The 21,294-nt window shown below is 27.4% G+C and carries 19 protein-coding genes and 1 pseudogene; 14 read left to right on the top strand and 6 right to left on the bottom strand.

From position 1 onward, the window contains the following. Window positions 1-142 precede the first annotated feature (142 nt). Both Q0H31_RS05230 and Q0H31_RS05225 read right to left on the bottom strand, forming a co-directional pair. On the bottom strand, window positions 143-877 hold the full coding sequence (locus tag Q0H31_RS05230) for a hypothetical protein (RefSeq protein WP_295296182.1): 735 nt from the start codon (window positions 875-877) through the stop codon (window positions 143-145). 137 nt (window positions 878-1,014) lie between these two features. After that, window positions 1,015-1,449, bottom strand: a complete 435-nt coding sequence (locus Q0H31_RS05225; RefSeq protein ID WP_295296181.1) for a PepSY-like domain-containing protein — start codon at window positions 1,447-1,449, stop codon at window positions 1,015-1,017. 334 nt (window positions 1,450-1,783) lie between these two features. On the opposite strand from Q0H31_RS05225, the gene Q0H31_RS05220 reads away from it, so the two are divergent. Further along, on the top strand, window positions 1,784-2,176 hold the full coding sequence (locus Q0H31_RS05220; RefSeq protein WP_295296180.1) for a MarR family transcriptional regulator: 393 nt from the start codon (window positions 1,784-1,786) through the stop codon (window positions 2,174-2,176). A 3-nt stretch (window positions 2,177-2,179) separates the two neighbouring features. Continuing rightward, on the top strand, window positions 2,180-2,839 hold the full coding sequence (locus tag Q0H31_RS05215) for a DUF6198 family protein (protein WP_295296179.1): 660 nt from the start codon (window positions 2,180-2,182) through the stop codon (window positions 2,837-2,839). Window positions 2,840-3,087: 248 nt separating this feature from the next. On the opposite strand, the gene glyS is transcribed toward Q0H31_RS05215, so the two are convergent. Continuing rightward, window positions 3,088-5,175, bottom strand: coding sequence for a glycine--tRNA ligase subunit beta (gene glyS / locus Q0H31_RS05210; protein WP_295296178.1), 2,088 nt, complete (start codon window positions 5,173-5,175; stop codon window positions 3,088-3,090). A 153-nt stretch (window positions 5,176-5,328) separates the two neighbouring features. Between glyS and Q0H31_RS05205 the strand changes: the two genes are divergently transcribed. Both Q0H31_RS05205 and Q0H31_RS05200 read left to right on the top strand, forming a co-directional pair. After that, complete coding sequence (locus tag Q0H31_RS05205) at window positions 5,329-6,327, top strand: aldose epimerase family protein (RefSeq protein ID WP_295296177.1); 999 nt, start codon at window positions 5,329-5,331, stop codon at window positions 6,325-6,327. A gap of 45 nt (window positions 6,328-6,372) precedes the next feature. Beyond that, on the top strand, window positions 6,373-7,008 hold the full coding sequence (locus tag Q0H31_RS05200; protein WP_295296176.1) for a class I SAM-dependent methyltransferase: 636 nt from the start codon (window positions 6,373-6,375) through the stop codon (window positions 7,006-7,008). 359 nt (window positions 7,009-7,367) lie between these two features. Here the strand turns inward: Q0H31_RS05200 and Q0H31_RS05195 are convergent, their stop codons facing one another. Together Q0H31_RS05195 and Q0H31_RS05190 are read right to left on the bottom strand one after the other, a co-directional pair. Then, the gene (locus Q0H31_RS05195) at window positions 7,368-9,779 is read right to left on the bottom strand and encodes a TIGR03960 family B12-binding radical SAM protein (protein WP_295296175.1); all 2,412 of its coding nucleotides are present in this window, start codon (window positions 9,777-9,779) and stop codon (window positions 7,368-7,370) included. A 143-nt stretch (window positions 9,780-9,922) separates the two neighbouring features. After that, window positions 9,923-10,891 (bottom strand): SIS domain-containing protein, encoded by a 969-nt coding sequence (locus tag Q0H31_RS05190; RefSeq protein WP_295296174.1) that lies wholly within the window; start codon window positions 10,889-10,891, stop codon window positions 9,923-9,925. 131 nt (window positions 10,892-11,022) lie between these two features. Between Q0H31_RS05190 and Q0H31_RS05185 the strand changes: the two genes are divergently transcribed. From Q0H31_RS05185 to Q0H31_RS05155, 7 genes are all read left to right on the top strand, one after another. Continuing rightward, complete coding sequence (locus Q0H31_RS05185) at window positions 11,023-11,760, top strand: GntR family transcriptional regulator (RefSeq protein ID WP_295296173.1); 738 nt, start codon at window positions 11,023-11,025, stop codon at window positions 11,758-11,760. Between the two features lie 186 nt (window positions 11,761-11,946). Continuing rightward, the gene (locus Q0H31_RS05180; RefSeq protein ID WP_295296172.1) at window positions 11,947-12,366 is read left to right on the top strand and encodes a PTS sugar transporter subunit IIA; all 420 of its coding nucleotides are present in this window, start codon (window positions 11,947-11,949) and stop codon (window positions 12,364-12,366) included. A gap of 11 nt (window positions 12,367-12,377) precedes the next feature. Then, entirely contained in the window at window positions 12,378-12,860 is a 483-nt protein-coding gene (locus Q0H31_RS05175) for a PTS sugar transporter subunit IIB (protein ID WP_295296171.1), read from the top strand. A 3-nt stretch (window positions 12,861-12,863) separates the two neighbouring features. Then, complete coding sequence (locus Q0H31_RS05170) at window positions 12,864-13,640, top strand: PTS sugar transporter subunit IIC (protein WP_288685119.1); 777 nt, start codon at window positions 12,864-12,866, stop codon at window positions 13,638-13,640. 25 nt (window positions 13,641-13,665) lie between these two features. Further along, entirely contained in the window at window positions 13,666-14,487 is an 822-nt protein-coding gene (locus Q0H31_RS05165; protein ID WP_295296170.1) for a PTS system mannose/fructose/sorbose family transporter subunit IID, read from the top strand. Window positions 14,488-14,500: 13 nt separating this feature from the next. Further along, a complete protein-coding gene (locus Q0H31_RS05160; RefSeq protein WP_295296169.1) occupies window positions 14,501-15,568 on the top strand; it encodes an SIS domain-containing protein in 1,068 nt (355 codons plus the stop codon). A gap of 27 nt (window positions 15,569-15,595) precedes the next feature. Continuing rightward, a complete protein-coding gene (locus tag Q0H31_RS05155) occupies window positions 15,596-16,609 on the top strand; it encodes an SIS domain-containing protein (RefSeq protein WP_288685116.1) in 1,014 nt (337 codons plus the stop codon). A 108-nt stretch (window positions 16,610-16,717) separates the two neighbouring features. On the opposite strand, the pseudogene Q0H31_RS05150 reads toward Q0H31_RS05155, so the two are convergent. Then, window positions 16,718-17,422 (bottom strand): annotated as a pseudogene (locus Q0H31_RS05150) (B3/4 domain-containing protein). Window positions 17,423-17,693: 271 nt separating this feature from the next. Between Q0H31_RS05150 and Q0H31_RS05145 the strand changes: the two are divergent. The 3 genes from Q0H31_RS05145 (at window position 17,694) to uxuA (ending at window position 21,088) form a co-directional block, all read left to right on the top strand. After that, window positions 17,694-18,155: a hypothetical protein gene (locus Q0H31_RS05145; RefSeq protein WP_295296167.1), complete on the top strand. Its 462-nt coding sequence runs from the start codon at window positions 17,694-17,696 to the stop codon at window positions 18,153-18,155. Between the two features lie 210 nt (window positions 18,156-18,365). Beyond that, window positions 18,366-19,994, top strand: coding sequence for a mannitol dehydrogenase family protein (locus tag Q0H31_RS05140; protein WP_295296166.1), 1,629 nt, complete (start codon window positions 18,366-18,368; stop codon window positions 19,992-19,994). A gap of 20 nt (window positions 19,995-20,014) precedes the next feature. Further along, window positions 20,015-21,088, top strand: a complete 1,074-nt coding sequence (gene uxuA / locus Q0H31_RS05135; protein WP_295296165.1) for a mannonate dehydratase — start codon at window positions 20,015-20,017, stop codon at window positions 21,086-21,088. The last annotated feature ends 206 nt before the right edge of the window (window positions 21,089-21,294 follow it).

Raw genomic sequence — 21,294 nt, 5'->3', positions numbered from 1 at the left:
TAGTTAATTAAATTATAAGGAATACCTGCTTTTTTTAAACTAAAAAACGTGCAATATGTATGGCTCCTAAACATCTAAAAAATAAAAGATATAATTATAATTTATTAAAAAAGGGGATAAAATCCCCTATTAAGCATTTAATTTATTTAACTTCTTTTAAAGTACCTTTTAATGTGAGAACATCATTTTCAAAAGTACCTTGTAAATCTCCCTGCCAATAACCTATTCCATCTTTAGCTTTATCTGTAACCATTTCTATGTTTGCAAAATCAATATCATTAGAAATTTGTAATTTGCTCATTTTATTATTTTCTGAACCATAACCAATTTTAAATATTCCATTAGTATCTGACTTTAATTCATAAGCCCAAGGATAAACAGTAGGACCGCCTGCATGTGCATATCTAATAGTGATAACTCCAGTCTCATCTTTTGTAACCCCTGTTCCTGTAACTTGAGGACCATTAGTGCCGTCTAAAGTTTTTTGTGATATACCAGTTCCTGTCATACCGTCAAAATTGTAAGTTTTTGCAGGTGCAACTCCGTATAATACAAAAAATCCTAAGCCTCTCTCAATTTTATTGTTTGCAAATTGTTTGTTCTCATATCTGTATGAATCCCAAGATTTTGTAGCTCCTGTAGGTGTAGAAGCACCTGTAACAGCATCTACTTTAGCATCAATATCTCCATAATTGCCTGTAACTTTTAAATATGAGTTTTGCATTATAGTATTATCATCATTGGCCTTTTCACCGAATATAGCCTGAAAATCTATAGTAAGTGTTGCTGGTTCTGCTGCGGTTTCTTTATTTGTTTCAGTATTGCCGCCGCAGGAAATAATGAAAATAGCGAGTGCTAAAATGATTAAATGTTTCATAAATATTATCCTTTTATGTATTTTTCATTAATTATATACTATATACAAAAAAAATAAAATATTTTGGAATTCTAACAAAAAAAGAGAGAAGCACAAAAATACCTCTCTCTTTTTTAAAACTTGATTTCTATTTTTTATTAATCTAATTTATCTCCTACAATTTTACCGCTATTATCCACATAAACCTCTCTATTGTTTCCCAATTTTAACTTGTAGCTATTATACTCTTTGCTTATTTCTAAAACAGGAACTTGAGGATATTTAGCTCCTACTGCTTTCATTATATTTGCTGGTATAAAATTTGTAGGCAAAGGCATTTTAGCAGATACATCAGTCCAATCTCCGTTTTTATCGAAATCTATCTCAACTCCGCTAGCTAATTCTGCTTTAAAACTATTTCTGTCTTGCTCAGCATAAACTATCTGGTCGTTTGCAAAATTAGCTTTGATGAAATCTTGTGCTTTTTTGGGAAGCTGATTAGCCTGTATAGGCATATCTGCTGCAAATACCGTAGCTATAGATAGCATCATAATAGAAGCAATTAGAATAATTTGTTTTACTTGTTTTTTCATTTTACTCTCCTTAACGGTTTTATTATAAGTATAATAATAGTATAGTATATTGTTTAATATTTGTCAAGTTTTTTTACTTATTTTTGTAAATAAGTAAAATATTTTTACAAAATACCTGTCTCATTCATATAAAAACACCTTATTTAAATTAAAAGAATATATTTATAATCTAATATATAACTTTGTACTAAGAAAATATTAGAAAATTATATAACACATTTAAACTAACAGTAATTAATTTGACATTTTTTTTAATAGATATATAATAAGCTATATCATTATAACAATACTTATTATAAGGATACTCACATTGGAGAATCTGCACTATTTACTAATGAAAGCTAATTCTATGTTTGCAAAAAGAGTAATGCTTGAAGCAAACAAAATAGGGCTTACATCTGGTCAGCCTAAAATATTATATTTTTTGTCTAAATTTAAAGAGGCAGACCAAAAAACTATAGCAAACTACTTAGAAATAGAGCAGACAACTGTAGGAAGCATATTATTAGGTATGGAAAATGCCGGGCTTATTTCAAGAAAGCAGCATGATGGCAATAGACGTTCTCTTTATGTTTCTCTAACAGAAAAAGGAGCAGAGGCTTCAAATTATATGGAGAAAGTTTTTGAGGATATAGAAAGCATTGCTACAAATGAGATATCAAAAGAAGATGAAGAAAAATTAAAAGAACTGTTAATGAAAATGTGTCAGTCGCTTAAGGGAGTTTAATTTATGAACAGAGAAATTTTTAAAAATCGTTTTATTGAAAGATGTATAATATTAGTAATAGGTCTTGCTACTATGTCTTTGGGTATAGCTTTTTCTATTAAAGCAGCACTTGGTACTTCTCCTATTTCAAGCGTGCCATATGTGGCAAGTTCAATATCAGGTTTATCAGTAGGAGTAACAACTATTATCATCAATCTTGTATTTATATTAATACAAATATTGCTGCTCAGAAAAAAGTATGATTTATTTCAGCTTTTTCAAATACCAGCACTTATTTTATTTGGGCTTATGATTGATTTTTCTGGATACTTAATAAAAGATATAACATACACAAATTATATTCAGCAATGGGCTTTATGTATATTAGGAATAATATTGCTTGGTTTAGGAGTAAGCATAGAAGTAATGGCAAAGTTAGTTACTACACCCGGTGAAGGAGTTGTTTTAGCTATTTGTAAAATATTTCCTTTCAAATTTGGCAACACTAAAATGGCATTTTACACATTGTTAGTAATAATAGCAGTTGTAACAGTATTATCATTTTTAGGACATTTAGAAGGTGTTAGAGAGGGTACTATTGCGGGAGCTGTATTTGTTGGATTATTAACTAAGCAATTTAGTAAGCCTTTAAAAGCCTTAGAAGAGAAATATTTGCTATCATAAAATTTTTAAAATTATATTTTATTAATATTATATAAAGTTAAAATATTTGTACTTTTGCGAAGCGTATCCAAAGGATAAAAACTTTGACGAAGTCCACAGCGTGTACGACGGGAAAAGTTGACAATGCGTTTATAAAAATAAAAATTGATAAAATATAATCCAATTTATCCTAATCAATTATTTTTTATATAAAAAAGGGACTTTATTTTTATTAATAAAGCCCCTTTAATTTATAATCTTATTTATTATTATTTTACCAAACTAGAGAAGTCAAGCATATTCTTAAAAATCTTATCTACTGAAGAAAGCAAAGCTATGCGGTTGTTTTTGATTTTCTCATCATCTACATTTACCATAATATCTTTAAAGAACTTATCTAATGGCTCATAAAGACTTGCTAATAAAGCAAATGTTTTTTCATATTCTCTCTTTTCCATAAGCTTATTAACTTCATTTAATTTCTCTTTATAAATGTTGTATAAAGATTTCTCTGCTTCCTCTTTTAATAATGATTCATCTAAATTAACTTCTTTAGCAGATTTAATCATATTTTTAACTCTTTTGAATACTAATAAAAGATTAGAGAATAATTCTTCATTTTTCTTTCTAAACGCATCAATAGCTTCTATCTTTAAGTAAGCATCATACATATCATCTATGCCAGTAGAAAGAACCCCTGCAACAGAATCTTTTGCAAAGTCAATATCATTTTCAAAGCGAGATTTAAAGAACTCAAATATATCATTCAATAAATCATTACTCTTATTTACTTTAGCATCTTTAGGCATAGAGTTAATAGAATCTTCTATTAATTTTTTAAGATTAACATGCTTTTTAGATTTTATAAGAATGTTTACAATACCAAGTGCCTGTCTTCTCAAAGCATTAGGGTCTTGAGAGCCAGTAGGTATATCAGCAACATAGAAACCAGCTACAATATTATCCATCTTGTCAAGTATAGCTATAGCCTTACCAGTATCATTTGAAGGTATTTCATCAGCAGCAAATAAAGGTTTATATTGTTCATTTATAGCCAAAGCCACATCATCATTAAGATTCATAGACTTAGCAAAATAACCGCCCATTATACCTTGAAGCTCTGGGAAGTTGTAGACCATATTACTTACCAAATCTGATTTCATATATTTTATAGCTTTAAGTATATTTTCTTTATTCTTTTCATAACCCAAAAGATTTACTAAAAGCTCAGAGTTTCTCTCAAGTCTTTTTACTTTATCGGCAACGCTTCCAAGCTCTTTTCTAAACATAAGCATTTCAAGTCTTTCATTCATTTCGTCCATACCCTTTCTAATATCTTCTTGATAAAGGAATCTTCCATCAGAAAGTCTTGCTGTTAATACTCTTATGTTCCCTGCTATTATTTGAGGCGTTTTAGGCTGATTAGCTGTAATTACAAATATATTAGTTAAAGAACCGTCTTTTTTACATAATGGGAAGTATTTTTGATGCTCAATCATTTCGCTTGTTAAAACTTCTTTAGGCACTTCCAAAAATTTAGAATCAAACTCAGCAGTAAGCAAATAAGGCTCTTCTACTAAATCTACAACTATTTCAGAAACTTTTTTCTTTGATACAGCTTCAAAACCAAGCTCTTTTTCTATTTTTTCTAATTGACCAACTATATTTTCTAATCTTTTCTCTCTTGAAACAATTACATGCTTTTCAGCTAAAGTCTTTTCATAATCTTTAGGATTATTAATTTCTTTAAACTCTGGAGAAAGTAGTCTATGCCCAGTTACTTTGTTGTTTGTCTCTATTCCAGCAACAGTAGTTTTTATCACTTCATTTCCAAATAAAGCAAGTACATTTCTAATAGGGCGTACAAATGCAAAATCTTTATCTGACCATCTCATCTTCTTTTTAAAATCTATTTTAGCTACAATATCTTCCAACACTTCTTCAAATAATTTTTTAGTGTCTACGCCTTTTTTTTCTTTCTTTACAAATAAATATTTTTTTCCGCCAACTTCTTTTATATATGCTTTATTAAAATCTTCTTTTTCATCTATATTTTTAATATTTTCAATATTATGAGATTTTAAAAATCCTTCTCCTGCTTTTGTTAAGCTGCCGTCTTTTATAGCACTTTCTAATAAAGGACCTCTTGACTCTACAACTTCATCTTTTGACTTTTCTTCCACCTCTTCAACAAGAACAGATAATCTTCTTGGAGTTGTATAGGCTATTATGGATTTAAAACTTATACCGTTATTCTTTAGCATATCTTCCATAATTTTCTTAAAACTCATACTTGCAGGATAGGCAAAATCTGCAGGTATTTCTTCAACTAATATTTCAATAAGTAAATCTTTCACTTCTATAATCCTTAAAAATAATTATGCTTTATATTTTATATTTATATATAAAAAAAACAATATTTTTTATTGCAAATATGACTGAAATTAAGTTGAAAACTAGTTAAAATTTTTATATAATCTTCTTTATAAAAAAATCGGAGAATATTAAACATGCAAATAAAAAACTTTAATAACGGCTATTTACTTTATGAATTAAAAAATAAAAATGATATGGTATTAAAACTCACAGATATTGGAGCTTCAATAGTTGGAGTGTTTATAAAAGATAAAAACAATAATGATATTCAGGTTTCTTTTGGAAGCGATGATATTAATTTTTATCTTAAAGCCCATGATTATATAGGCTCTTCTGTGGGCAGAGTTGCTAATAGAACTATAAATGGAGAGTTTACATTAGACGGAACAACATATAAATTAGCTAAAAATGATAATAATAAACATCATCTTCATGGAGGTGTTGAGGGTATATCTTTTAAGAAATTTGATTCTAAATGCATTAATGATAAAACTGTATTATTTTCTTATTTTTCAAAAGACGGTGAAGAGGGATATCCCGGAAACGTAAATATTGATATCACTTACACTCTTACTGATGATAATGAGATAATAATAGATTATTTTGCAAAGACAGATAAAAGAACACCTTTAAACTTTACTAATCATGCTTATTGGAATCTAAATGGAGAGAGCACTATATATGAGCATGAATTATTTATAGATTCAAAATATTATCTTCCTGTAACAGATGAATGTGTATCTACCGGGGAGATTTTAAAAACAGAAAACACTCCTTTTGACTTTACAAAAAACAAAAAAATAGGATTAGACATAGAAAAATGCGGAGGCTATGATAATTGTTTTATATTTGCTAATAATGATATAAACAAATTAAAAGCTAAGGCTTATAGTGAAAAAACAGGCATAAGTTTAGAGTTTTATACAACACAGCCTGCTATGCATTTTTATTCTGGAAACATGCTTGATAACAGAGAAGTGAGAAACACTGTATTAAACAAACATATGGCTTTTTGTTTTGAGAGTGAGTATTTGGCTGGTGCTTTGAATTTTTTACATTTTCCTAGTATAATATATTCGCCTGACAGGGATTATAAAGAGAGAACTATATATAAATTAAGTGTAAATAAATAATGATATAAATTGATAAATTAATAATTAAAGAGAGATTATATTCTTATGGAAGAAAGCAGAAAATCTATAATAGTTGATCATTATATAAACAGAGTGAATGATTTAAATATACCTGATTATAAAGTAGTAGACTGGGAATCTGAAGAGGCACAGAATTTAAGATTTAAGGCATTAATAGAGCATTTTAATATGAGCGGCAATGTTTTGCTTGATGTTGGATGCGGGGTTGGAAGTTTGGCAGAATATATAGATAAAAATAACATTAACTTATACTACATAGGTATAGATATTATGCCTGAGATGGTTGAGAGAGCTAAATCAAAAACTTATAAAAATATTAGCCCTCAATTTATGACTATGGATTTCTTTAAAAAGACTGATATAAAAGATGATGTTGATTATATATATACTTCCGGTATTTTTAATTTAAACTTAGGAAACAATGAAGCATTTTTAAAAGAAGCTATAGAAGCATTTTTACTTGCTGCAAGAAAGGGTGTTTGTTTTAATTTGCTTGATATATCTTGTAAAGAAAAATATGGAGATAAATATTATTATTATAAAAAAGGTGATATACTTTTACTTACTCAAGATATATTAAAAAAGCTTAATTTAAATTATAAAATACATATAGAAGATAAATATTTACAAAACGATTTTTCTGTATTTATAGATTATTAAATTAAAGCTATTTTATAGTAAAAATTTTTAAGTTTATCAATTGATGCACTTTAATAGAATTATCAACTTTTTGCCGCACTCACACCCATACCTAAAGGTACTTCCTTCTGTCGCAGGCACTTCCTTCGGTCGCCCTGAAGGACTTCGTCAAAAAGTTTTTACCCTATGGGTACGCTTCGCAGGGGGCAAAGCCCCAGATATAAAAACAAGAATATAAATTTATTTTTGACAAAATGTAGCTGTTTATGTATGTAATTTTATATCAACTTTTCCCGTGGCAAAAGTTGCAAAAGCACATATTACTTTTTATTATACAGTGAAATATTAATAAAAAATTAATACCCCAATAAAAACAATGATTATACTAACTTCAGCTTTCTAATATTTTTTATATTAATAGTATTCTTTAAAAGATAGCTCTTAATATCTCTAATTCTTATAGGTTTATTATCATTCTGTAGTATAGTTATAAATATATCATTATCTTTTTTGTTTAATATATAATCGCCCAAACGCTCTTCAGTTTCTTTTAAATCTTCTTTATTTGAAAGTAAATTAAATGCTTTATCATTATTATTAGTATTTATTTTATATAAAATATTTTGTGGAAGAGTTTGTATTTTTTTTATGTTTGCGGCTATAAAGTTAGCTTCTAATATTTCTATTCCTATATGAGATAGCAAGTTATTAATTTTGTTTTTTAATAAATCTATATCTATATTATCAGTTAAACTTACTTCCATATATTCAGCCTCACTTTCGCAGGCAAAAGGAGTAGGAGGCGTAAAAACCATTTTTTCAAGAGGGTGAAAACCTCTGCTTAAAGATATGTTTGCCCCTGCGATTTTAAAAGCACAAACCATTACACGCGATAAATCATGCATACCCAAAAGAGATGATATGCCTTCTTTTTTAAACTTCATAAATACTTTGTAGTTTACAGCAAATATATCTCTTTTCTTTAAAGTTTTTAATTCTTCAACCATTTGGGTAAAGTTTGTATTTAAAACTTCTTTTTTGTATTTGTAGCAATATTTTTTATAATCTATACCGCAGTTTTGACAATTACCTGTAAAGCAGTAGTCGGTAAACTTTCCATTTTGAAATCTTTCATATTCTTTCTCAAAGAATTGCTGGCTTACAAGAGTGTCAATGCATTTCCAAGGCATATTAATTTTTTTGCTTAATAATTCTTTTATAGTATATCCATTTTCTTCTATCACTTCTTTCCATACATCATATTTAAAATGCTCAACCCAAGCATCAAATCTTGCACCTTTTTTATATGCTTTATAGATTATATCCCCAATTTTTTCATCGCCTCTGGATATTATTCCTTCAATTTCTGCCATTCTTGGAGGGTGATATTTTATAGCTACTTTACTTCCTCTAAAATGGTCTCTCACCTTTCCTATATAGTAAATAGCTTCTTCATCTGTAAGCTGATTATTGTTTTCTAAAGGTGTATGAGGTTTTGGTATAAAAACATTGATAGCGGCATTTATTTTTACTTTCTTTTTTGATACTTCGAGCATTTTTTCTAATGCTTCTATTATTTCATCTGCTTCTTTTTCTGGGTTATCGGTGAATCCTATCATAAAATATATTTTTACTATCTTCCAACCCATTTTCTGAACATCAGCAAGTATATTATAAATTGCATCTTCGTCCATTGATTTATTTATCTTTTCTCTAAGCTCATGGCTTCCTACTTCTAATGCAAATGTTAAGCCTGTTTTTCTAAATTGTGCAATTCTTTCAGCACTTTCTTTATCGAATGAATCTATTCTTAATGAAGGCAGAGAAAGAGAAAAACCTTTATGCTCTCCGAGAGTCTGTAAATATTCTATTAATTCTCCAATATGCGGATAATCATCAGCAGAAAGAGAAAATAAATTTAAAGTATTTGCCCCTGTTGCTTCTAATGACTCCATTGCTATATCAACAATTTTTTCTATAGTGCGGTTTCTTACAGGGCGATAAGTAATACCCGCCAAACAAAATCTGCAGCTATGTGTACATCCTCTTGCTATTTCAACGGATATTCTATTTTGTATGCCTTCAACAAGAGGAACTAAAGGCTTCTTAACATAAGGCATTTCATTAATGTTTTCAACAAATATTCTTTTTACATTCTCTTTTTTGTATTTAGGCACATAAGCATATTCAAGTTTTGAAAGCTCTTTTAATATATCATCTCTTTTAGCTCCGTTTTTTTTGAGATTATAAATTATATCTACAAAATTTTTCATCTCAAAATCAAACTCGCCAAACAAAAACACATCAATAAAATCAGCTAAAGGGAAAGGATTAAACACACTTGGTCCGCCTGCTGCTATTATAGGCACATCTTCTCCCCTACTCTCTCTATGTATAGGTATTTGACTTAATTCCAACACTTGAAGTATATTTGTATATATAAGCTCATACTGCAAAGTAAATCCCAAAACATCAGCATCTTTTACTCTGCTGAAAGTCTCTAAAGTATAAAGCGGTATATTTTTTTCTCTTAAAAGTTTCTCAAAATCTTCAGCAACAGCATACACCCTCTCGCAGGAAGCATATTCAATAGAGTTAATAACCTCATAAAGTATAGAAAGCCCCAAATTGCTAATTGCTACTTCATACATATCCGCAAAGCACATAACAAATTTAAAAGGCATATTAGGTTTTATTATAGCGTTTATCTCGCCGCCTAAATATCTGGTAGGTTTTACTATGTCCTCGCTTTTTACAAGTTTTAGTATTTCATTTTTTAAGTTTTTTTTCATTATTTAAATATATCCTATTTTTATTTCTGCTTAATGATTATATAGTATAGGCTGATATAATACAAATAATAAATAAGTATAAAAAAAAGAGGCACAAAAATAATTTGAACCTCTTTTTTGTTAATTTTTATGGCTTAATTATATTAGTATTCTATTTTCCACATATATCTTCTAGTTGCTAAAGGGTGATTTCTAATAATTGCCATTTGTTCTGCATATACTCTAAGAATTGAATTTATTAACATAGGATTGAAATAATCTACAACTTCTTTACTAATATGAGAGCCGAGACCGAAATCTTTAGCGTCTATAACAGTAGTTAATGCTCCAAATCTATTTAAAAAATCTAAAGCTCTAGAGTCCATAGGCCTAGTTCTTCCGTCATTCATTAATAATACAAATGGAACATCTTTATCAACTATTTCAAATGGTCCATGGAAAAACTCACCGTCATGAAAGTTTCCTGAATTAATCCATTGCATTTCCATCATTAAACATATTGAAAATGCATAAGAAACTTCTAATGTTGCTCCGCTGCTCATTAAATATATTACAGGAGCATCTTTATACTGTTCAGCAAATTTTATAGCTCTAGGTAAAACAGTTGTTACAGATTTATCTACTAAATCATATATTTTAGATAGTCCATCTATCATTTTATCATAATGCTGGTATCCTTCAAATTGATTTAATATTTCAACAGCAAGAGTTAATACTTTTGTCATTTTTTCTTGTTTTGCAGAATAACTTTCTTGGAATCTATGCAATACAACAAAATCAGGTTTTTCAGTTATAGGAGATCCATCAACATGTGTAACAGCTATTACATGTGCTCCTAAAGATTTAGCTAAAGCTGTAGCTTGTACGGTTTCAGGAGTATTTCCTCCTAAAGAGCAAGTTATAACTATTGCTGAATTATCAACAGAAACAGGAGTTGCATAATTAAATTCATTAGCAGTATGCAGTGAAGCTCTTAAATTTTTAGCATTTGTTTCTAAAAAATATTTAGCAGGATATAATTCTGCCTTAGAAGCACCGCATCCAACAAAAAAAACAGATTTAATTTTAGGCTGTTTTTCTTTAATTTTTGATATAATTTCTTTTAATTCCATAATTAATAGTCCTTTTATATAATGTTATAATACGTTATATTATATATCATCATAATATTTTGTCAACATAGATATTTATAAATATTTATTTTTGTTGTATAATTAGTAAAAATAATAGAGGGGGATTATTTATGAAAAAAGAATTTGATGATAAAATGACACCTTTATATATACAAATAAAACATTTTATACAAGAGCAATATATTAATAATTTAGAACATGGAGATAAAATACCCACAGAATTGGAACTTATAGAACAATTTAATGTAAGCAGAATTACAATTAGAAAAGCGGTTAATGAGTTAATACAGGAAAAATTATTAATAAAGAAACAAGGCAAGGGAACTTTTATTATAAGACCAAAGATTGAAAAAAAAATTGTATTTAATAATCAGAAAAATAACCCTATTTCTTTTACAGAATTATTCACATCGAAAGGTTATACTGTCAGTTCAAAGAATTTGAGTTTAAAAGTTGAAATACCTAATGAAGAAATATCTTCTAATTTATCATTATCAGATAAAGATAAAGTTATTGTTATAGAGAGAATAAGATACATAGACGGCATTCCAATGTTATTTGAAAGGAATAATTTAAGTTATGAGAAGAATAGATTTATTATGAATTGTAAATTAGATGAATTAGATTCTATATATAAAATTTTAAGACAAAATAATGTTGAGCCTTCTTGTATTTTACGCTGGAGTTTTGAAGCTGATATAGCAAAAGATATTGGTAATTTATTATCTATTAGATATGGAGAGCCATTACTTATTTATAAAACATTAATATCTGATAAAAATCTTATACCTATTCATTTTAGTGAGGAATATTTTATTGCCAGCAAATTTAAATTCGTTTTAGAATAAAATATTTGTTTTTGCATATTATCATTTCTTTTTAATATAATCTGATTTTATTATCTAAATATTATAAATTTTCATAAATATGAAATTTAGTTTATAAAAATAACATTATTTCTTGACAAATAAATTTTTATTTGATATACTTAATACGTTATAATATGTTATATAATATTATATGAGGTTATATGTATGAGAAAATTTTTAATTATGTCGCATGGAGATATGAGTTCCGGTATAAAATCAACTTTAAATATGCTTTTAGGTAATATAGATGATGTAGCAGCTAAATCTGCTTATATTAATGATAATGAATTAAGTATAGAAAGTGAAATACAAAATATTTTATCTAAATTTAATGATAATGATGAGTTGATAATTTTTACAGACTTATTTGGGGGAAGTGTAAATAATGAGGCTATGAAGTTTATAAAAGATAGCAGAGTTAAAATAATAGCTGGTATGAATATTTGTTTAATTATAGAGGTATTATCTAATTCGGATTCTTCAAATGATATTAATGATGTAATTAGAGATGCTGTTAATTTAGCTAGAGAATCTATCATTTTTTGCAATGATTTAGATTTAAATATAGATAATGATGATTTTTAGGAGGAAGAATAATGATAAAACATGTACGAGTAGACCATAGATTATTACATGGTCAAGTAGCAGTTTCTTGGCTGCAGTCTATTGATACAGATTGCATATTAATAGCTAATGATGAACTTGTTAATGATGAGATAAGAAAAACTACTTTAAAATTAGCTAGGCCTAACAACTGTAAATTAATATTTAAAACAGTTGATGATTCTATTAAAGCTATATTATCAGGTGTTACAGATCAATATAAGCTTTTTATTATATTTGAAAACATTTATGATGCTATAAAATTAGCTAGAGAAACAAAAGTTATAAAGAGTATAAATTTAGGCGGCATAAAACATACAGAAGGTGCTAAAAAAATATCAAAAACAGTTTCTTTAACAGAAGAAGAGCAGAATAAATTAATAGAATTTATGAATGAATTTCCAGAAATAGAGTTAGAAGTAAGAGGATTGCCAAGTGAACAAAAAATTATATTAAAAGATAATTTAAGGAGATAAAATATGTTAATTACAGCAATATCTTTAGGTTTTTTAGGTTTTTTCATAATGGCTGTTGAAAAGTGTTTCACAGGCGTTAGTATGTTTATGAGACCTATAGTTGTAGGAGCTCTTACAGGTATAGTAATGGGAGATATACCTACAGGAGTTATTATCGGAGGAACATTAGAGTTAGCTTTTTTAGGAAACGTATCTATTGGTGCAGCAATGCCTCCTGAATTTATAACAGGAACAGTATTGGCAGCTGCATTTTCTATAGATCAGGGTACTGGAATAGAAAATGCTATTACATTAGGACTTCCAATAGCAACTTTAATGGTTATTATACAAAATGCAGTGTTTGTATTTGTTTATCCTTTTGTTATTAAAATAGCTGATAGATTTGCAAATGAAGGAGAAGCAGATAAAGTTGGTTGGACTCAGTTTATTTGCGGTTTCTTTACTAGAGCTTTACCAATAGGTTTGGTTATAGGATTTTCATATTATTTTGGAAGCAGTGCTATAAGTGCTTTACTTAATGCAATACCAGAATTTGTTAAAAAAGGTATGACTATTTCTACAGGAATTATGCCGGCTTTAGGTTTTGCTATTTTGATTAGAATGATGATAAACAAAAAAATGGCAGTATTTTATATTTTAGGTTTTATCTTAGCAGCTTATTTAAAACTTCCATCTTTAGCTATTTCTATATTAGGTTTTATTATTGCTATAATAATAATTTCTAATAGAAATCAAGCTCAAGCTGCTGCTTCTTCAACCTCAGAAGAAGATGATTTTTAATTAATAATATAAAAGGATTTTGGCTATGGAAAATAATAATAATAAAAAAATAACAAAGAAAGATTTAATAAATGTTTTTTTCAGATCAATGCTTATGGAATGGACTTGGAATTATGAAAGACAAATGCATATGGGCTTTTGTTTTGCATTGATACCTATTTTAAAAAAGTTTTATGGGGACAGTAAACAAAAAATAACAAAAGCATTACAAACTCATCTAGAATTTTTTAATATTACACAGGCTATGTCTACATTTGTAATGGGAGTTACAATTGCTTTAGAAGAGGAAAAAGTAAATAAAAACAGCGATGATTATACAGCTATAAGATCTATAAAAACAGCGCTAATGGGACCTTTATCTGGAATAGGAGATGCTATAGTATTAGTTTCATTGAGAATCATTGCTACAAGTATTGCTATAGATTTTTGTCTTAAAGGAAGTATAGTTGGTCCTGTTTTATTCCTATTAGTTTTTAATATACCTAACTATGTTATAAGATATCTTGGTATTTTTATGGGATATAATATGGGTATGAATCTTATAAAGAAAGCAGATCAAAGCGGCATTATGGCTTCTATAACTTATGGTGTTTCAATAGTTGGTTTAATGGTAATAGGCGGAATGACAGCTGATTTTGTTAATATTAATGTAGCATTTAATATAGGTACAGCAGATGCTCCTATGACTATACAAAATATTTTAGATAGTATTATGCCTAAAACATTATCATTAGGTATTACTTTACTTATATTCTATTTACTTGGAAAAAACATTTCTGTGAACTGGATGCTTTTTGGTATTATTGCTGTCGGTATAATAGGATGCTTCTTTGGAATATTAGCTTGATTTAGAGGTGTTTATGGTTTTAAATATGTTCACTTATATAAAAGAAGAACAAGATATTTGTATGAATGTCTTTAATAATAGAAAAAATATTCTTAAAGACTTTTTAGATTCATATAGTATTGATAAACCTAAAAAAATAATTGTATTTACTACAGGTTCTTCTTTAAATGCTTTTTTATGTTCTAAACTATATATTGAAAAAATATCTAATATAGAAATAGAATATAAAAATCCTTCAGAGTTTATTTCTTATTCAAATAAATGTTATGAGGATAATGTTTATTATTTTGGAATATCGCAGACTGGAAGAAGTGCTTCGGCAATAGAAGCAATAAAAAAAGCTAATAATTATGAAAGATCCTTTGCTGTTACATATTCACAAGATTCTCCATTAGCTAAAATTTCTAAACATTTTATAAAAATAGATTGCGGTGAAGAGAAAATAGGATTTGTTACTAAAGGTATGTTAACAACTTCATTAACTTTAATGTTATTAGCATTAGAATTAGCAGTAATGAATTCATACATAACTTTAGATAAATATAATGAAGAATTAAAAAAAATAGAGGATGCTATATTAAATATTAATAAAGTTATAGAAGTTTCTATTGATTGGGTTGAAAAAAACAAAAATGATTTGATAAATGCTAATAGAATAATATTGGTTTCTTATGGAAGCGGTTTAGGTGTTGCCTCAGAAGCACAAACAAAAATTACAGAAACAGTTAGAATACCGGTATCGTTTTTTGAAATGGAAGATTTTTTGCATGGACCTTGTTATGAACTAAAAAATGACAGCTCTGTTATAATTTATTTAGCTCCTAATAATAAACTTCTAAATGATAGATTAATTTCTATTATGCAATATTTAGATAAATATGCTAAGAAAAGTTATTATTTTGGATGTTTAGAAGGAGATAATCATTTAGTTTTGCCTAAAATAGATGAGTATTTATCAGCTATTTTATATTTAATACCTATACAATATATTTCTTATAAAATAACGGAATATAAGGGGATAGATTTAAATATTAAAATGTTTCCTGATATGGATGAAAAACTTGGAAGAAAAACTTTATAATATTTTAATTTTTTAAGGAGAGAGTATATGTTAAATTTTGATGAGGTTATTTATAAGGAGACAATTGACAAAGGGGTTTCTTTAAGTAAAGAAATTATGTCTATGGCAGATAAAATTGCTTCTGAAGGATATGATAATGTATTTTTCTTGGGAGTGGGAGGATCATTATCTATAATGAAAGGAGTTGCCAATATAATGAGAAAGGTATCTGCTAAAATTGATTTTTTTGCAGAGAGTGCCGCTTTTGTCGGAGTTTCAGACAATAAAAGATTAACTGAAAAATCATGTGTAATTATGATTTCAAAATCAGGCGATACTAAGGAAACATTAGCAGCAGCAAGTATTTTAAAATCAAGAAATATAAGAATATTTGCTATTACAGGCGATTCAAATAGTCCTATCGCTAAATTATCTTATTGTAATGTAGTGAATCCTCAAAAAGTTGGTTCTGAATTAATGTATATAATGTTATTATTATTTAATTTGAGATTGGCGTATCATACAGGAGAATTTAAATATTATGATGAGTTTGTAAGCGATATGTCTAAAATTTCAACAGAGTTTATTAATGCTAAGAAGAAATTTGACCCTATAGCTGAAGAATTGGCAAAAAAATATAGCAATGAAACTTATCAATTATGGATAGGTACAGGAAATGTAACTGACGAAGTATATTTGTTTGCTATGTGTATTTTGGAAGAGATGTTATGGATAAGAACTAAGTCTATAACTTCTGAAGAATTCTTCCATGGAACATTGGAAATAGTAGAAAAGGATACTTTTGTAGGACTCGTTAAAAATATGGATGAAACTAGGGTTTTGGATGAAAGAGCAGAAAGGTTTTTGAAAAATATTACAGAAAAATTATTTGTATTAGATTTAAAAGAATATATTTCAAATACAATAAATGAAAAATTTTATTCTCTTTTATCTCCTGCATTTATGTCTATATTATGCTCTGATAGAATAGCAAATCATTTATCTAAAGAGAAAAATCATGATTTAAATATTAGAAGGTACTATAGAAAATTAGAGTATTAATTTTAGTATTTATTAATAAAAAAACGTATGTATACAATAAATATGCATACGTTTTTTATTATAGTTGTTACATTGCGTATTTAATTATTATTTATCAATAGCATTTAATTAAAACTCTTCAGACTCATTATTTTCTTTGCTTAAAAAACCTTTTATAGTAGTGCAATTAAATAACTCTTTTAAAATTGTTTCAAGCTCATCTCTTGCCTCTATTACTTTTTTATCGTTAACTCCAACAAAGCCATCTATTGGAAAAATAATATTAGTTGTAGTCTCTACAATCTTTCCATACTCGCTTTACCTCCATATCCATCTTCTTGTTCTTATATCATTACCGCAAGTATATACAAGCTCATTGTCTTCTAATAATTCTATTTCAGTCTCCCCAAAAGGCAAAAACTTATCCCCCTTAACAGAATATCTTACACAAAAATCATCATTCATAGAATCAATATCATGCGACCCCATAGGAAGTTTATATTTTATAGATAAAGCATTAACTAAATCTACTATTTTGTTTATATGAGGGAATCCTTTACCTTTTGACACTCTTGTAAGTATAGCCTCTATAGAAGATAAAAACTTATTAGGGTTAATAGATAATTTTTCAAAAGCATTTCTATAACATAATATTTCACTATATTCTTTTATCTTTATATTTTCTAATTCTTTTTGGGCTTTTGAGAGGTTATTATCAAGCAAATCCATAACATACTTATCATTTTCTCTGTTGTCTATATTTTTAGCTACAACAAATGCTATGCATAAATTGTCTAAAGTGTTAAATACTTTTTCTTCTATTTTGAATTTCATTATATTAATTCCTTTATGTAATTATATTATTTATAATTTTATAAAGGATATAATAAAATGCCTCATTTGTCAAAGTAGTAAAAAACATAAAAAATATAAAAAAAATAATTTTTTTGGGAACTTTTTTGAATATCAATCGTCTAATATAATACACAACTTAAGAATAATTACTCATAATTTACTCAGAAACTCCATGTAATGTTTTTCATTATGCGGAGTTATTGAATTTATTTTTACTATTTGTATAATTAATATATACGGAGGTAAAACAATGAAGAAATTATTTTGTATATTTTTTATACTATCAATTAATTTGTTTTCACAATATCATTATTCTCCAACGCCAAGAGTAGGCAATGTAAAGCCATTAATACCAAATCAAAGAATACCATTATACCAGCCTCGTTATGACTTATATAATCAAAGATATAAAAATTACGGATACACAAAAACATATTACAGAAATGGCAGATTCTATAAATTTGGAAACGGATATATGACTTATCAAGAAAGAGAGAAATTAAAAGCAATAGACGGCAGATATTCTCCAAGAATTAGAATGCTTGAAGACAAAATGAGAGTAAATAATTCTAAAATACTATCAGAAATATATCAAAAATCACCAAATAATAATGCTGTAAATAGTGCTGTTAATGACAATTTTAGAATACAGATGCAAATACAGATGATGGAAACTTTAAGAAATTTGGAAATAGATAGAAATTTTAAATAAAAAATTATAATAATAGCTTTATTTCATCTTTTATTAATAATTTTTTTATAATTATTTTGTTAAAAACATTGCACATATAAAAATTCTATAAAAAATAATTTCAAAAATTGCTGATAATTTATTATATTAAATAAAGTTAATAATATATTGACAGTTTATATTCTTTTTATAAAATTAATAAACATTATTATAGAAATAGGAATTCCTTAAATGAAATTAAATATAGATACATTAAATAATAATAAAGATTTTTTTAAAAAAGCTAATATCAAAATTCCTAAATATAATATAGAAAAAATTATAGAAAATACTAATAAAAATCCTACTTGGATTCATTTTGGAGCAGGAAATATATTCAGAGGGTTTATTGCTGCTGCGGCAGATAGACTTTTAAATGATAATATCATTGATACTGGTATAATAGCAGTAGATACTCATGCCGCTGGAAGAGACAATGATTATGATATGATTAATAAAGTTTATAAGCCTTTCGATAATCTCACTCTTTTAGCTTCTATAAAAAGCAATGGAGATATAGAGAAAAAAGTTATAGGAAGCATAGCAAAAATAATTCATGCTGATTTTATAAATAACTATGAAGCATTAAAAAAAATATTTATATCAAGTTCTCTTCAAGTTGTGAGTTTTACTATTACAGAGAAAGGTTATTCAATAAAAGATTTAAATGGAAATTACAACAATATAGTAAAAGAAGATATTAATAATGAGCCTAAAAAAGCAAAAAATATTATGAGCATTGCTGCTGCTATGCTTTTAGAAAGATACAAAAATGGTGCCTTTCCTATAGCTATGCTTAGTATAGATAACTGTTCAAATAATGGAGATAAATTAAAATCATCTATTATTGAGATAGCTAAAGAATGGGTAAAAAAAGGTTTTTCCGATGATGGATTTATAGAGTATCTTGAAGACAGTAAAAAAGTTTCTTTTCCTTTAAGTATGATTGATAAAATCACTCCAAGACCTTCTGAGATTATATCAAAAAAATTAGAGTGTATAGGGCTTGAAGGAATGTCGGTTTTCAAAATAGGAAATAATAATATGGCTGCTTTCGTTAATGCTGAAGCAGCTGAATATTTAGTTATAGAAGATTTATTTCCTAATGGAAGACCATATTTTGAAAAAGCTGGAATATATATAGCAGATAGAACAACTGTTGAGAATTCAGAGAAAATGAAAGTTACTACATGCTTAAATCCTCTGCACACAGCTTTAGCAATATTTGGCTGTTTATTAAATTATAATTTTATTTATGAAGAGATGAGAAATCATACATTAAAAAAATTAGTAGAAATAATAGGTTATGATGAAGGAATGAAAGTTGCAGTTAATCCTAAAATTTTGAACCCTAAAGATTTTATAAAAGAAGTAATTGAAGAGCGTTTAGTAAATCCTTATATACCAGATTCACCAAAAAGAATAGCAACAGACACTTCTCAAAAAATACCTATAAGATACGGAGAAACCCTAAAATCTTATGCAAAAAATGGACTTGATGCTTCTTCTCTAATAGGCATACCTTTAACAATAGCTGCTTGGATTAGATATTTAATGGGTATTGATGATAATGGAAATCCTATGGAAATAAGCCCAGACCCTATGCTTGAAGAATTACAAAAACATATAAAAAATATAAAATTCAAAGAACCTGAAAACTTAGGAAATAATCTAAAACCCATATTATCAAACAAAACTATATTTGCTGTTGATTTATATGATGAAAAAATAAACTTAGGAAGCAAAATAGAAAATTATTTTAGTGAAATGATAAGCAAAGAAAATGCTGTAAAAGAATGCTTAGAAAAATATATAAAATAATTTAAGGAGAAAATTCTATTATGATAATGACTTTAAGATGGTTTGGAAAAAATTTTGACTCTGTAACTCTAAAACAGATTAGACAAATACCGGGAGTAAAAGGAGTGATAACAACATTATATAACAGCAAAGTAGGAGAAGCTTGGAAAGAAGAGGATGTAAAAAAACTAAAAAAAGAAGTAGAAGATACAGGGCTTAAAATATACGGTATAGAAAGTGTAAACATACATGATGACATAAAAATAGGGCTTCCAAGCAGAGACAAATATATAGAAAATTATATAAAAACATTAGAGGTTTTAGGTAAAAATGAAATTAATTTAGTATGCTACAATTTTATGCCTGTATTTGACTGGACAAGAAGCGATTTAGCAAAAGTAAGACCTGACGGTTCTACAGTATTATCTTATGACCAAGAAATAATAGATAAAATAGACCCAGAGAAAATGTTTGAGCAAATTGATTCTAATTCTAATGGTTTTGTTCTTCCCGGCTGGGAGCCTGAAAGGTTAAGCAGATTAAAAGAACTTTTTGAAATGTATAAAGATGTTGATGATGAAAAGCTCTTTGAAAACTTAAAATATTTCTTAAGTGCTGTTATGCCTACATGTGAGAAATATAATATAAAAATGGCTATACACCCTGATGACCCTGCATGGCCTGTATTTGGACTTCCAAGAATAATAGTTAATAAAGAAAATATTTTAAGAATGGTTAATAGTGTTAATAGCCCTTGTAATGGAGTAACATTATGTGCGGGTTCTTTAGGCTCTAACCCTAAAAATGATATACCTGATATAATAAAAAGTTTAAAAGGAAAAATTTTCTTTGCTCATGTGAGAAACTTAGAGCATACAGCACCGGGCAAATTCCAAGAAGCAGCACACTTGTCAAGCGACGGCTCAATGGATATGTTTGCAATAATGAAGGCCTTTTATGATATAGGTTTTGAAGGCCCATTTAGACCCGACCATGGAAGAGCTATTTGGAACGAAGTATCTATGCCCGGTTACGGACTTTATGACAGAGCATTAGGTGCTGTTTATTTGCAAGGTTTATGGGAAGCTATAGACAAAACAAGTAAAAATAATTAATACATATACATTTTTTATGCATTAATTTTATTTTTATAAAAGTGCTGCAATTTATTTATAAACTTTATATATTATAAAATAATTTCATTTTATAATTTTTATATTATAATTTTTTAATACACATATTTATAAAAATAACTAAATATAATAACTGATATAAAATATGTTTTTCAAAAAAGCCATAAAAATTTCATACAGTTAACTTC

The sequence above is a fragment of the uncultured Brachyspira sp. genome, assembly GCF_934747485.1.
Lineage (GTDB): Bacteria > Spirochaetota > Brachyspiria > Brachyspirales > Brachyspiraceae > Brachyspira.
Note: the sequence above shows the minus strand (reverse complement) of the source record. Positions and strands in the feature narration are given on the sequence as shown.